The organism is Pseudomonas sp. QTF5 (assembly GCF_000512695.2).
Classification (GTDB): domain Bacteria; phylum Pseudomonadota; class Gammaproteobacteria; order Pseudomonadales; family Pseudomonadaceae; genus Aquipseudomonas.
Map to the genome: position 1 here is coordinate 15,734 of NZ_AZRW02000029.1, position 13,058 is coordinate 28,791.

At 58.4% G+C, this 13,058-nt stretch carries 13 protein-coding genes and 2 pseudogenes; 5 read left to right on the plus strand and 10 right to left on the minus strand.

From position 1 onward, the window contains the following. Window positions 1-13 precede the first annotated feature (13 nt). From IC37_RS20465 to IC37_RS20480, 4 genes and pseudogenes are all read left to right on the plus strand, one after another. Window positions 14-1,063 carry a glycine betaine ABC transporter substrate-binding protein gene (locus tag IC37_RS20465; protein WP_095920372.1) on the plus strand — a complete coding sequence of 350 codons (1,050 nt, stop codon included), beginning with the start codon at window positions 14-16 and terminating at the stop codon, window positions 1,061-1,063. After that, the gene (locus IC37_RS20470) at window positions 1,060-1,980 is read left to right on the plus strand and encodes a homocysteine S-methyltransferase family protein (RefSeq protein ID WP_030131270.1); all 921 of its coding nucleotides are present in this window, start codon (window positions 1,060-1,062) and stop codon (window positions 1,978-1,980) included. Before IC37_RS20465 ends, IC37_RS20470 begins: the two co-directional genes overlap by 4 nt. Further along, window positions 1,977-2,231: pseudogene (locus IC37_RS20475) on the plus strand (peptide-methionine (S)-S-oxide reductase); the annotation flags it as partial. The gene IC37_RS20470 and the pseudogene IC37_RS20475, both read left to right, overlap by 4 nt. Before the next feature lie 225 nt (window positions 2,232-2,456). Next, the gene (locus IC37_RS20480) at window positions 2,457-3,839 is read left to right on the plus strand and encodes an LLM class flavin-dependent oxidoreductase (protein ID WP_030131268.1); all 1,383 of its coding nucleotides are present in this window, start codon (window positions 2,457-2,459) and stop codon (window positions 3,837-3,839) included. A gap of 48 nt (window positions 3,840-3,887) precedes the next feature. Here the strand turns inward: IC37_RS20480 and lhpI are convergent, their stop codons facing one another. The 10 genes and pseudogenes from lhpI to IC37_RS20530 form a co-directional block, all read right to left on the minus strand. Further along, complete coding sequence (gene lhpI / locus IC37_RS20485) at window positions 3,888-4,835, minus strand: bifunctional Delta(1)-pyrroline-2-carboxylate/Delta(1)-piperideine-2-carboxylate reductase (RefSeq protein ID WP_030131267.1); 948 nt, start codon at window positions 4,833-4,835, stop codon at window positions 3,888-3,890. Window positions 4,836-4,973: 138 nt separating this feature from the next. Continuing rightward, the gene (locus IC37_RS20490) at window positions 4,974-5,762 is read right to left on the minus strand and encodes an amino acid ABC transporter ATP-binding protein (RefSeq protein ID WP_030131266.1); all 789 of its coding nucleotides are present in this window, start codon (window positions 5,760-5,762) and stop codon (window positions 4,974-4,976) included. A 17-nt stretch (window positions 5,763-5,779) separates the two neighbouring features. After that, window positions 5,780-7,021 carry an FAD-binding oxidoreductase gene (locus tag IC37_RS20495; protein WP_030131265.1) on the minus strand — a complete coding sequence of 414 codons (1,242 nt, stop codon included), beginning with the start codon at window positions 7,019-7,021 and terminating at the stop codon, window positions 5,780-5,782. 49 nt (window positions 7,022-7,070) lie between these two features. After that, window positions 7,071-7,781: an ABC transporter permease gene (locus IC37_RS20500; protein ID WP_030131264.1), complete on the minus strand. Its 711-nt coding sequence runs from the start codon at window positions 7,779-7,781 to the stop codon at window positions 7,071-7,073. Continuing rightward, on the minus strand, window positions 7,778-8,497 hold the full coding sequence (locus IC37_RS20505) for an ABC transporter permease (protein ID WP_030131263.1): 720 nt from the start codon (window positions 8,495-8,497) through the stop codon (window positions 7,778-7,780). Before IC37_RS20505 ends, IC37_RS20500 begins: the two co-directional genes overlap by 4 nt. 113 nt (window positions 8,498-8,610) lie before the next feature. After that, entirely contained in the window at window positions 8,611-9,366 is a 756-nt protein-coding gene (locus IC37_RS20510; RefSeq protein ID WP_030131262.1) for a transporter substrate-binding domain-containing protein, read from the minus strand. Window positions 9,367-9,379: 13 nt separating this feature from the next. After that, a complete protein-coding gene (locus tag IC37_RS20515) occupies window positions 9,380-10,255 on the minus strand; it encodes a MurR/RpiR family transcriptional regulator (RefSeq protein ID WP_030131261.1) in 876 nt (291 codons plus the stop codon). A gap of 285 nt (window positions 10,256-10,540) precedes the next feature. Beyond that, entirely contained in the window at window positions 10,541-10,714 is a 174-nt protein-coding gene (locus IC37_RS20520; protein ID WP_371916338.1) for a hypothetical protein, read from the minus strand. Between the two features lie 85 nt (window positions 10,715-10,799). Continuing rightward, window positions 10,800-11,207, minus strand: coding sequence for a DUF3224 domain-containing protein (locus tag IC37_RS20525; RefSeq protein ID WP_030131260.1), 408 nt, complete (start codon window positions 11,205-11,207; stop codon window positions 10,800-10,802). Between the two features lie 69 nt (window positions 11,208-11,276). Next, a pseudogene (locus IC37_RS20530) lies at window positions 11,277-11,483 on the minus strand (transposase domain-containing protein); the annotation flags it as partial. 287 nt (window positions 11,484-11,770) lie between these two features. On the opposite strand from IC37_RS20530, the gene IC37_RS20535 reads away from it, so the two are divergent. Next, window positions 11,771-13,048 (plus strand): sugar MFS transporter, encoded by a 1,278-nt coding sequence (locus tag IC37_RS20535; protein ID WP_030131258.1) that lies wholly within the window; start codon window positions 11,771-11,773, stop codon window positions 13,046-13,048. Window positions 13,049-13,058 lie beyond the last annotated feature (10 nt).

Here is a 13,058-nt window from a genome sequence, read left to right on the forward strand (position 1 = left end):
CGTGAGACTTATCGTGAAGACACACTTATCGCGCACTGTGGGCGCAGCCGCGCTGCTGGCCTCCCTGATTCTCCCGGCAACCGTGTTGGCTAAGGACAAGATCGTCATTGGCGAGCAGAACTGGACAGGTGCAATCGCCATTCAGAACATCCTCGCAGAGGTGATCAAAACCCGACTGGACGGCGATGTGTCGTACCTGGCCGGGGATGTTGCGGTGCTGTTCAGTGCCGCCGCGAAAGGCGACGGCTCGGTTGATGTGTTGACCGACATCTGGCTGCCCAACCAGTCGGCTGCGTGGGCCAAGTACGTCACGGGTGGCCCCCGTTCACTGGTGCCAAACGTCAAGCCTTATGCGGGCGAACAAGGGTTCTATATCCCCGGGTATTTGCAGGACAAGTACGGCGTTAAATCCATCTACGACCTGAAAAAGCCCGAAGTGGCCAAGCTGTTTGAGCCACTGGGCGGCGGCAAGGCTGAGTTGCTGGTGGGGCCGGCGGGCTGGGAGTCGACTTACATCGGCCAGATCAAGGCCAAGGATTACGGGTTTGCCGATAAATTCGAGTCGGTGTCCACGGAAGCTTCGGTGACCTATGCCAAGCTGGCCTCGGCCTACAAGGCGCAACGTGGCGTGGTGTTTTATGCCTACACCCCGGACTGGATCTTCTCAGCCTATGACCTGCGTCGCCTGGAAGAGCCGGCATTCGACGGCTACGCCCAGGACAACAAAAAAGGTGACCCGCTTTACAAGGTTGATGGCTGCTGGAAATTCATCAGTCCGACGGTCGATCCCGACTGGCTGAACAAAAGCCAGATTACCTGTGCCTTCCCGGATGCCAAGGTTCATGTCCTGGCGTCCGCAGCCTTGCAGACACGCGCCCCGAAAATTGCTGAGTTTCTGAAGAATGTCACCATCGACCCGGCGCAGCTCAACGAGCTGATCCTGAAGATCGAAAAGGAAAAACTGCCGGCTGACGTCGCGGCCAAAGCGTGGGTTCAGGCGAACAGCACCACGGTTGATCAATGGCTGTCCGCGTCGGCGCCTAAGGTGAGTGCAAACCAATGAGTCAAGCTTCTTTGCGTTTACTCGATGGCGGTATGGGGCGCGAGCTGAAACGTATCGGGGCGCCGTTTCGCCAGCCTGAATGGTCGGCGCTCGCGCTGATCGAGGCACCCGAGTTTGTGCTTCAGGCTCACAGGGCGTTCGTGGATGCCGGTGCCCGGATAATCACCACCAACAGCTACGCGGTTGTGCCTTTTCATATAGGTGAAGAGCGCTTTGCCGCGAAGGGACGAGTGTTGGCTGAGCGGGCTGGGCAGCTCGCTCGTCAGGCGGCGTCTGAGAGTGCCGAGCCGGTGATCGTGGCTGGCTCGTTACCGCCGGCCCTCGGATCCTATCGGCCAGACCTGTTCGATCATCAACGTTCTGTCACGATCCATCGAGAGCTTATTGCTGGGTTGCAGGCGCATGTCGATGTCTGGTTAGCGGAAACTCAGAGTTCTACGGCTGAAGTCAGGGCGGTAGCGGAGGCGCTGGGCACAGAGCTCAAGCCGCTGTGGGTGTCGTTTACGCTTCTGGATGAGGTCAATGAGTCACCGCAACTGCGTTCCACTGAGCCAGTCGGCGAGGCGGTACGCGTGGCGGCCGAGGTGGGTGCGAGAGTCGTGCTGTTCAATTGCAGCCAGCCGGAAGTAATGGCAGCGGCACTGGCCGAAGCCCGAGATGTTCTTAATAGCCTCGACCAGAGCATTGAGCTAGGGGTTTACGCCAACGCATTTCCTCCCGTCAGCACAGAGGCCGAAGCCAATAGTACGTTACTGGAGATTCGTGGCGATCTGGATCCCGAGTCATACTTGCGTTGGTCCAGATCCTGGGTAGCGGCTGGCGCCAGTATTGTTGGAGGATGCTGTGGCATCGGCCCAGAACACATTGCGCAGTTGCACCTGCACTTGTTGGCGGACAGTGGGGGCGCTAGAACATGAGCGATCTTCAACAAAAAACACTGGTTGAGCAGGCGACTTTTGGTGCCGGCTGTTTTTGGGGCGTTGAGGCGTCATTCAGAACATTGCCGGGCGTGCTCGACACTCGGGTTGGTTTTGCACGGTCAGCAAAAGGTGAGTCTGAGTTGATCGAAGTCGTGCAAGTCGACTTCGATGCCAAGGTGATTACCTACAGCCGTCTGATAGAACATTTCTGGACGCTGCATGATCCGACGTCGGTAGACCGCCAAGGCGCGTGCGCAGACCTGCTCAACGGTGTGGTTGGTCTTGAGTAATTGGCAGGCAATGGGCGGTCTTCTTATCGCTACATCGAAATGCTCACCACCGCGGCCGTCATCTATTGGCTCTTGTCCATTGGACTCGAGTTGATACAGCACCGCCTTGAACGCCACTACGGCAAAAGTTCAAGAATCAGCGGTGATCCGCCCCGTTTAATGACTCTATTTACAGGAACCACGATGTCCGATCCAAAACCTCTTTTGTTTGCGCTCTATGAGCAAGCCAGTGTCGGTTGTGGCGGCGCGCCAAGCCTTTGGACACACCCGGCTGACGAACGACTGGCCGTCAATTCTCTGGGCTATTGGTCGAACCTGGCGCGCATTGCCGACCAGGCTCACCTCGACATGCTTTTTTTTGGTGATGTCCTGGGTTTCTACGACGTGTTTGGTGGCAACGCCGATGCGGCGATGAAATGGGCCGTGGAAGCACCGGCCAATGACCCGCTGATGATCATTCCTGCATTGGCGGCCGTGACGGAAAACCTGGCCTTTGGCGTCACCGTGACCACCAGCTACGAGCATCCTTTTACCCATGCCCGACGCTTCAGCACGCTGGATCACCTCACCAATGGCCGGGTGGGCTGGAACATCGTCACATCATACCTGTCCAGTGCCGCGCGCAACTTCGGCCTGGAGCAGATGATCAAGCACGATGATCGCTACGAGCGCGCTGAAGAGTTTCTCGATGTGGTGTACAAGCTCTGGGAAGGCAGTTGGGCCGACGATGCCGTGGTCGCCGACAAGGCTCGTCAGCTGTATGCACGGGGTGATCGGATACAACCTATTAACCATGTCGGCGAGCACTACCGGGTGGCCGGTCCGCACCTAACCTCACCGTCGCCGCAGCGTACACCACTGCTGATCCAGGCCGGCTGGTCGGGTCGAGGTCGCGAGTTTGCCGCGAAGCACGCCGAGCTTATTTTTATTGCCAAATCCAACCCCCAGGAAATCCGCCAGGGCCTGGAAGACATTTGGGCCAAGGCCCAGGCACGCGGCCGCCAGCGTGAGGATGTGAAGTCTCTGACGGTGCTGCGTATCGTCACAGCCAAGACCGAGATCGAAGCTCAACGCAAATATGACGAACTGCAAAGCAACTATCACTTGCAGGCGCAACTGGTGAGTTACGCTGGCGATACCGGTATCGATATCAGCCGCTACGCCGATAGCGATGCACTGTCGACCCACACCGAAGGCATGACCTCTTACGTGATGCGTCCCGATGGCATTGGCAAGCCGTTGACGGCTGGCGACGTCAAACAGCGCTTTGCCAACGTCACCCGAGGTAGCGACTTGATCCTGGTGGGTACCCCGCAACAGGTGGCCGAGCGCATTGAGGAACACGCACGCATTTCCGGTACCAGCGGCTACATGCTCAATCCGCTGATCAGCCCTGGCAGTCTTGAAGACTTCGTCGAGCTGGTCATCCCTGAACTGCAAAAACGTGGCCTATACCGCACCCAACCGCAAAGCGGTACCTTCCGTTCGCGGTTACGGGCTGACGGTTCGAGCCATTTGCCCCACTCGGCTTATGGGGCCTCCTTCCGTTTCGACAGTGCCCTCTAGGGCGGTGGAGCGCTCGTCCCTACGGCTTATGCAGCTTCCGAAATTGGGTTATTGGCTGGCAAGGGCGTGGAGCGCGACCCGCGAAGCGGCCAAGTCCCAAGCCGCGGTACCAACGCTTTTAAATACAGCGGGTCGTGACGAATCGATTGGGCCGCGAATGGCTGCGGCCAGCGATCTGACTTGAGACCAATCCACACCTGCCCGCAACAGGTCGCCTGCTTCGTGCTGCGCACCGGCAGTATCGTCAGCATAGAGAACGCTACCGTCCAGAGTGACTTTGCCAAGCTCCGCCATCTCTGGCTTGAAAGCACCTACACCAATAATCAATCGACCAGGTTTGGCTAGCTCGTTGTAGACCGGCTCTGTGCTGGTGGTTACGGTGATTACCACATCCACGTCGGGAATGCTGTCGCCGCACGGTTGCAAATGCGCGTGCAGGTCTCGATTGTTGTTGCAAAAGTCTGCCGTCGCTTGCGCGTCAATTCCTCGAACCCACAGCTTGCACTGTGGGAAAAGGGCATTGATAGCTTGTATATGATGGCGTGCTTGTGCGCCGGTCCCGAACAGTAAGATCTGTTTCGGTTCATGCTTCAACAGCGTCCGAATCGCCAGGAGGGTTACTGCCGCAGTGCGACGCCCTGTGACCTCTGGGCCGTCGAGCAAGCACTTTATTTGTCCGGTTACGGCATCACATACAGTTACCGTGCCGTTGATCGTGGGCAGCTGACGCTGCACATTCCCCGGCTGGACGTTAACCAGTTTGTGGATGCCGATGTCCTGGGCGGTGGCGGGCATGCTCAGCAAAACACCGCCGTCACCCAAGGGTACAACCAAGCGCTCAGGGCTCAGAATTGAACCAGCTTCCAGCTCGGTTGCGGCTTGGGCAATAGCGTCAACGAGTTTTTTGAAATCTAGCAGTGCCGCTGTCTGCACTTGATCGCAGACGGTAACCGAAAGGTTTTTCGGGGCGGCATTATTCGCCAGCATATTAGTCATTGAATATTCCTTTTGCTGAGATCAGTAGTGGCGGATGTCGGAAAGAAACTGCTGTGCGCGCAAGTGCGTTGATAAACGGCCTACGCCTGGCGTATGGACGGCGCAGCCATCGCAGGCAAGCCGTGCTCGTATGTGGCCTCAGTGTAAAATTTGCGCAAGAAAGGCCTTGGCCCGCGCGCTATTCGGGGCGCTGAAGAAGTCCTGAGGCGGTGCGTCCTCAATGATCTGGCCGCCGTCGAGAAACAGCACGCGCTCGGCCACTTGCCGGGCAAAGCCCATTTCGTGGGTCACGCAGAGCATGGTCATACCGCTGCCGGCCAGGTTAACCATCACATCCAACACTTCGCTTACCATCTCCGGGTCGAGCGCCGAGGTGGGTTCGTCGAACAACATGATTTTGGGTTCCATGCACAACGCCCGGGCGATGGCCACGCGCTGTTGCTGGCCCCCCGAGAGCTGGCTGGGGTACTTGCTGGCCTGGCTGGCGATACCGACTTTTTGCAGGAAGTGCTGGGCCAGCTCCTCGGCCTTCTTGCGGCTCATGCCGCGCACCGAAATCGGGGCCAGGGTGCAGTTATCGAGCACGCTCATGTGCGGGAACAGATTGAAATGCTGGAACACCATGCCTATTTCACTGCGGACCTTGGCGGCCTCGCGGTTGGTCTGGGCCAAGTCGGTGTCGTTGACCAGAATGCGGCCTTTTTCGGCGATTTCCAGGCGGTTGATGCAGCGGATCAGCGTCGATTTTCCGGAGCCGGAAGGCCCGCAGAGCACGATGCGCTCGCCTTCGCGCACTTTCAGATCGATGTTGTGCAGCACATGGAAGGCGCCATAGAACTTGTTCAGACCGACGATATCAACCACCACCTTACGGGTGTCAGGGCTTGCGGCGAGCGGAGTGTCTACACGGGCAGAGAGGGCATGCATGGTCTTGTCTCCGGCAATCAGTGAAAGCGCTCGGCGCTGTACGGGGCAGGGTTGGTAAAGGGGGTGGCACCGGTCATCAACTCGGCCAGCAGACGGCCGCAGACCGGGCCGAGGGTCAGGCCATGGTGGGCATGCCCGAAGTTGAACCACAAACCTTTGTGTCGTGGCGCCGGGCCGATCACCGGGCACATGTCCGGCAAGCATGGACGGCGTCCCAGCCAAGGCTCGGCATCCAAGCGTTCGCCCAGCGGGTAGAAGGCGCGCGCCAGTTCTTCGCAGCGACGTAGCTGGATTTCGTTGGCCGGGTCCTGGCTGTCCGCGAACTCGATCCCGGTGGTCAGGCGAATGCCGCCGACCATCGGTGCCAGGACATAACCGCCCACCGGGTCAAGCAGCGGTTGTTGCAAGCGCGTGCCAGGCAGGGCGGCATAGTGCATGTGATAACCGCGCTTGATCGCCAGTGGAATGTCATACCCTAGTGGCTCGAAAATGCCCCGGGCTTGCGGGCCGAGGGCGACCACGGCTTCGTCTGCAATCACCAGGCCCTGTTCGCTCTGCACTTCCCATTTACCCACGCGCTGGCGCAAGGATAGGGCCTCACCAAGGACGAACTCGCCGCCGCGTTTGACGAACAGTTCGGCATAACCGCGTGTCAGGCCGCCGGGGTCGCTAACGGTCTTGGGGTCCAGCCAGTGAATGCCGCCGACCACACTGCTGTGCAAGCCCGGTTGACGGGCATGCATCTGGTCGCGGTCGAGAATTTCATAATTCAGGCCATAGTCCATGAGCGCAGCAGCGTCGCGTTGGGCCTTGGCAAACGCCGGTGGAGAATTGTAGGCCTCGACCCAGCCACTGGCCTGGATCAAGTGATCCATGCCGGCGGGTGCAGAGAGCAGGTCGTGTTCGCTGACGCAGTGCTCCACCAATGGCAGCATGGCCCGGGTTGCGGCGGCCAAGCCTTTGGTCCCGGAGTGCCGCCAGTACTGCAGCAGCCATGGGCTGGCCTTGGGCAGGTATTTCAGGCTGTAGCGCACGTCCGACTGCTGGTTGCCCGCATAGCGCAACAGGCTCGACAGCTGGCGCGGGAACGCGTAGGGAATTACGCTGGCGCGCTCGATCAGCCCGGCATTGCCGTGGCTGGTGCCGTTACCCGGCTGCTGGCGGTCGATGAGCACGACCTTACGGCCACGGGCCTGTAACTGGAGTGCGGTACTGACGCCGACAATCCCCGCGCCCAGGACGATGGTTTCGCAATGCATGGTATATCCCTGATGCAGGGGCGTGCACGGCAGCCCGAGAAAATTTGGTTTACTGCAGGTGACGGCCGAGGCGGCCCTCGAGCGCTTTCAGGCTGCGCCGCACGACTTCCACAATCAGCAAATAGAGCACGGCGGCCCAGAGGTAGATCTGGAAGTCGAAACTGCGCGAGAAGGCCAGCTTGGTCACTCCCATCAAGTCGTAGATGGTCACCAGCGAGGCAATGGCGCTGGCCTTGATCATCAGGATCAGTTCATTGCCCAGCGGGCCAATGGCGACCAGCAGCGATTGCGGCAGGATGACTTTGCGAAAGGTGGTCCAGCGCGACAGGCTGAGGGCTTTCGAGGCCTCGCGCTGGCCTTGGGTCACGGCCAGGATGCTGCCGCGCAAAATCTCCGCCTGATAGGCCGCGGTGTTCAGGGTGAAGGCCAGTAGCGTGCAGAACCAGGCGTCACGGAAGAACCACCACATACCCACGTCCTGCCAGAAGCCTTTGAACGAACCCAGGCCGTAATAGAGCATGAACAGCTGTGCCAGCAGCGGCGAACCGCGGAAGAAATACACGTAGACGCCGGTAAAACGGCTGATAAAGCGGTTACTCGACAACCGGCCCAGGGCGATCAGCAGACCGAGCAGGGCGCCAAGAGTGAAGGAAATGGCCACCAGCTTGGCAGTCACCAACAGACCTTCGATGAAGCGGGGACCGTAACGCTCCAACAAGTCAGGGCTGAGGAACAGATTTTGCAATTCATCGAAGCTCATGGGCGAACGCTCCGTTGATGTCGGCTGAAATACTGCTCCAGGAACTGGAACAGGCGGCCGGAAATGGCCGAGAAAAACAGGTAGCCAAAGCAGGCCACGGTGTAGAACAGCATCGGTTCCTTGGTGACGCTGACCGCCAGGTTGGTCTGGCGCATCAGGTCGACCAGGGAGATGGTCGACACCAGCGAGGTGTCCTTGAGCAGCGACAGCCAGTTATTCGACAGGCCCGGCAAAGCAATGCGTACCAATTGCGGCAGTACCACCTTGGTAAAGGTTGTGCGTCGGGATAGGCCAAGGGCAGCTGCAGCTTCGAACTGGCCCTTGGCCACGGTTTTGAAGGCTCCCAGCCAGATCTGGCTGGAAAATGCGGCGAACACCAGACTGAAGGCGATTATCGCGGCGACGAAGGGGTTGATCGCGACTTCGGCCTCGTAGCCCATCGCGGCCAACAGTTTCTGCGCACCGATCTGGCAGCCGTAATAGATTATAAGCAGGGTCAGCAGCTCGGGCAGTCCGCGGAACACGGTGGCAAACACCGTGCTCATGGAGCGCAACCAGCGACGTCGGGAACGGGCGGCCAAGGCCAGGCCCAGGCCCAGCGGCAGGCCAATCGGCAGGCAGCTCAGGGCCAAGACAATGGTAACCAGAGCGCCGGCCAGCAAGGCCGAACCCCAGCCGCCGCTGGCGAAGGATAGCAATGACAGGTTTTCGAACATGCTCGAACCCTCTCGGTAAATTAAGCTCGCACGCCCTCACCGCACCCGTGTGCGGGTGCGGTGCAACATGTCGGCAAGTAACGACCCTCAGGCGCGCCTGAGGGCTCGGGGGATCAATAGATATCGAAGGCGAAGTAGCGACTGGAGATCTTCTTATAGGTGCCGTCGGCAATGATCTCATCCAGCGCCTTGTTGAAGCGCTCGCGCAGGACATCGTCACCCTTGCGCACTGCGATCGAGGCATCGGCGGTGGTGCCGTTGACGTCGCCGATGATCTTGCAGCAGTCCTTGCCAGCGCTGTCGACCCAGGCCAGCAGCGGGAATTTGTCGGCAATCACCCCGTCGATCCGGCCAGTCGCCAAGTCGCTGTTGGCTTCATCGAGGGTAGGGTAGAGCTTCACGTCGGCGCCGGCTGGGCCGTAATGATCTTCGGCATAGATGGCCTGGGTCGAGGATGACTGGGCACCGACCGTGCGGCCCTTGAAGTTGGTCTGGGCGTCGGTGATGTTCGAGTCCTTGGATACCGCCACGGACAGGGGGGTACGGTAGTAGTGCCGGGTGAAATCGATTTTCTGCTTGCGCTCATCGGTGGCGATCATCGAAGCCACGACCGCATCGTATTTCTTCGCCATTAGCGCCGGGATAATCCCTTCCCAGTCCTGGGCGACGATGCTGCACTGCACGTTCATGCGTTCGCACAGCGCGTTGGCGATATCCACATCGAAACCGTGCAGCTTGTTGTCCGAGTCAACGTAGTTGAACGGCGGGTAAGCGCCTTCGGTAGCAATCTTCAGTACTTCAGCCTGCGCGCTGGTGGCCCCGGCCAGGACTATTGCGCATACACCGGCAAAGCGAATGACGTGTTTCATCCAGCACCTCGTTTTATTGTTTTGAGTTTGGTGACGATGTGTATCCAACGAACTCGTTGTGTAAGGCCGCGATGGTTTCAAGACGCTTTTCGACCTCGGGACCCAGCTGTTTGCAGACGTCGTTGACCAGCAGGTGGACCAGCGACAGCATCGCCGCCGTCGATTCCCAGAACAGGTTGAACTCGGTGGGCACGCGGAACACTTCATCGGCGTTCTGTTCGGCCCAGTCGCAAAAGGTATCGGTGATCAGCGTCACAGGGATGCCGGCATCGCGGGCCTTGCGGCACAGGGTCAGGGCGTGGCGGGAATAGCGGCGGGCTTCGAACACCACCAACGCACTGTCTTCGGGGGCACTGAGCAACACGTCGGCGTAATGCCCGGCGGCACCGTCGACCCAGTGTGTGTCATCGCGCAGGTACTGCAACAGATGCACCATGGATGCTGCGATGCCACGCTCTGTCTGGAACCCGGCGACGAACACCTTGCGCCGGGTGGCCAGGCGCTGGCTGACGTTGTGCCAGGTCGGGGTGAGGCTATATTCGTAAACCTTAACCAGGGCCGCGACTTCCAACTCGAAGCTGCGCGGTAGGCCTTGCGGGCCCTGGCTGGCTTGATGGCGAAACTCCTGCAAGCGATCGCCCACCAGCCATGGGCCATCGCCCAGGTCGACCTTGAGGTCGTTTTTCAGGTCTTTGAAGTGGCTATATCCGAGGGAGCGACAGAAGCGCCCCACACTGGATTCACTGACGTTCAATTTCGCGGCAATATCAGCGGCAGTCTGGAACGGCAGTTCATAGAGGTTGGCCAGCATATAGTTAGCAATCACCCGGCCAGAGGCGGCGGCGGTTGAAAGACTGCTTTCAAGGCGTTGTTTGATGGGCTGGCTCAAGGCTGCTTCCTATTGTTTTTCAGCGCTTACGAAAGAAAATGCGTGTTTTCTGGCATAAAGTCAATACATGACAGATAGCTGTCATGACCGATGATCGTCACTCTGGTACGCAGCCTCGACAACTCGGTTGGAGGTTCAGGATGCCCCAAGCACAACCTTGTACAGTGAAGAAGCCAAGAATCCCATGGACGCCATTCTCTTGGTCACCTAGCACAACATCAGTCATTTTCTAATGCATCGTCGGCAGGACGCCTGAGGAGGGAGAAACGCAAAGTTCTGAAACGGTCAACTGTGGATGAACGTCCAGAGATCGGTATTCAGTTTGTCGATAGCGGCTTTAAAGTCCTTGGTGGTGATTTGCTCGTTCTCTAGCTGGCGGCTGCCGAATACCTCGGGCACTTTGGTCATTGTCTGATTGGTTTTCGCGTCAATGAACTCGGCTTCGTTTAACTGGCGCACTAAGCGTCCGGCAAAGCCACGGTAAGCACCTAGCGAAGACACCTCCCTGATGCGTCAGGGGCGGTGCCCTTTACGGCTTGTTAAATTATTCGAGGTGGTAATTCAACCAAATATGGTGCGTTCCATCGATGTCAATTGTGATCCCTCCTGACCCTGATATCCCTTTCAAACCATCCGTACCACTGCCTCCAACTATGCAGAAAAACTCATCTGCACGATCAATTCCGGTAGTGGAGGCGGAATGAATGAAGTTAAAGGAACCCTCTACCCCATTCACCGTACCCTTGAAGCTCTCCATCGCGATGTAGCTGCCCCTTCTTGACGCTTGGTCGAACGCAGCAGTAAAGGCTGTTGAAGAAATACCATCGATAGCTCCTGTATAGGACTTTTCCATGGAGCTGATCGACACTGGTAAGCCTGTTGTAATTTCGGGCGTGGGAGTCAGGTCAGTTGGTTTGAAATTCTTGGAGGAAAAAGTGGCTCGCGCTTCCATTCGGATCAGTCCTGTTCCATATGAGTTGAGCGGTCATTCTAATGCAAGAGCACCCTCACGTTGAGAACGTCAGGCCGAGACCCAATGCTGTGGCAGCAGTTGATCGATCTCACTCGCTCGCTGCGTCGGCAGGCGCGTCAGCACATCTTTGAGATACGCATAAGGATCATGCCCATTCATGCGGGCGGACTGAATCAAGTCCATGATCGCAGCTGCCCGCTTACCGCTGCGTAGCGACCCGGCGAACAACCAGTTCGAGCGTCCAAGTGCCCACGGCCCTGCTGCAGCCCAAATGAGCGAATTTACCCCTTATCTCGGCATAACCCCCAAGAGATCCAGCGGCTTGCCAAACGAAAAGTCAGGCACTAAGGTAGCGCCCTCTAACGACTGGCCCCGGACTTTGGGTGAGCGGTAACGGCTACAGACAAAAAATCAGATGGCAGCGCACCCTCCTTTGGCGAGTACTTCACCGCACAAAGATAGCGCTGTCTCACTATCAAGGTGCATGAGGCTCGATAGAGTTTTCCTTGAAAGTAACAATCACAAGAAAGAGGAAGCCCGTGATGACGAACGCTAGTGCTAACGCGACTGTCACCAACAGTTTGGCAACACCCCACACCCAACGGATGAGCACCTACGTGTTCGCGCTGTTTTTCATCCTCGGCAGCATCACCAGCCTTAACGATGTCCTGGTGCCAAAACTCAAGCACCTCTTCAGCCTCAGCTATACCGAGGCCATGCTTGTGCAGTCGTCATTCTTTTTTGCCTATTTCATTTTCGCCATACCCGCAGGCCTGCTCATTTCGCGAATCGGCTACATGAGAGCGGCCGTCCTCGGGTTGCTGCTGATGGCTGGTGGATGCCTGCTCTTCATTCCTGCCGCCCAGTCCGCATTGTTTCCAGCGTTTCTCGGCGCCCTCTTTGTGCTTGCGATTGGCGTGACAACCGTTCAGGTCGTTGCGAACCCGCTGCTATCACTACTCGGAACCGCCGCAATGGCCCCTAGCCGCCTAACCCTCGGCCATGCGTTCAATTCGCTGGGAACCACGGTCGCACCCTACCTGGGTGCCATACTGATCCTGGGCTCCCTCAATGCGGTAGATACCTCCGCATTGTCGCCAGCAGAACTGACGTCCTTCCTGTCGCAGGAAGCCAGCGTGATCAGCAACACCTATGCAAGCATTACGCTCTTCATCTGCATCGTCGCCTTGATCGTCTGGCTGAAAAGAAATGAGCTGCAACCGTCAACAAGACCTGAACGTCTCAATCCACTCGCTGCGCTCGACCTTCTAAAGCAGCCGCGCTTTGCACTCGGCACCGTTTGCATATTTCTCTATGTCGGCGCCGAAGTCACGATTGGCAGCCTCATCACCGACTACCTCATGCTGCCGACAACCCTGGCCCTTCCCGCCGAAGCCGCAGGCAAGCATGTTGCCTTCTATTGGGGTGGCGCCCTGGTTGGCCGCTTTATCGGCTCGGCGCTGATGCGCACTTTCGCGCCCGGGAAACTGCTGGCCTTTGCCGCCACGGCAGTCATTGTGCTGTTGACGATCTCTGCCACCACACAAGGCGTTGTTGCCGGATGGTCGCTGCTGGCTGTCGGGCTGTTCAACTCCATCATGTTTCCGACGATCTTTACCCTTGCGACCGCAGGGCTCGGTCATCGCGCGGCGGAAGGTTCGGGCCTGTTCTGTTGCGCCATTGTTGGCGGGGCATTTATTCCGCCATTGACAGGGTATGCGGCCGACCTCTCGACGCTCGCGATGGCATTGAGCGTGCCAGCGACCTGTTATGCCGGCATCGCAATCTACGGTTGGTATGCCCGCGCTCCGAAGCACTAGCATTCCCTGG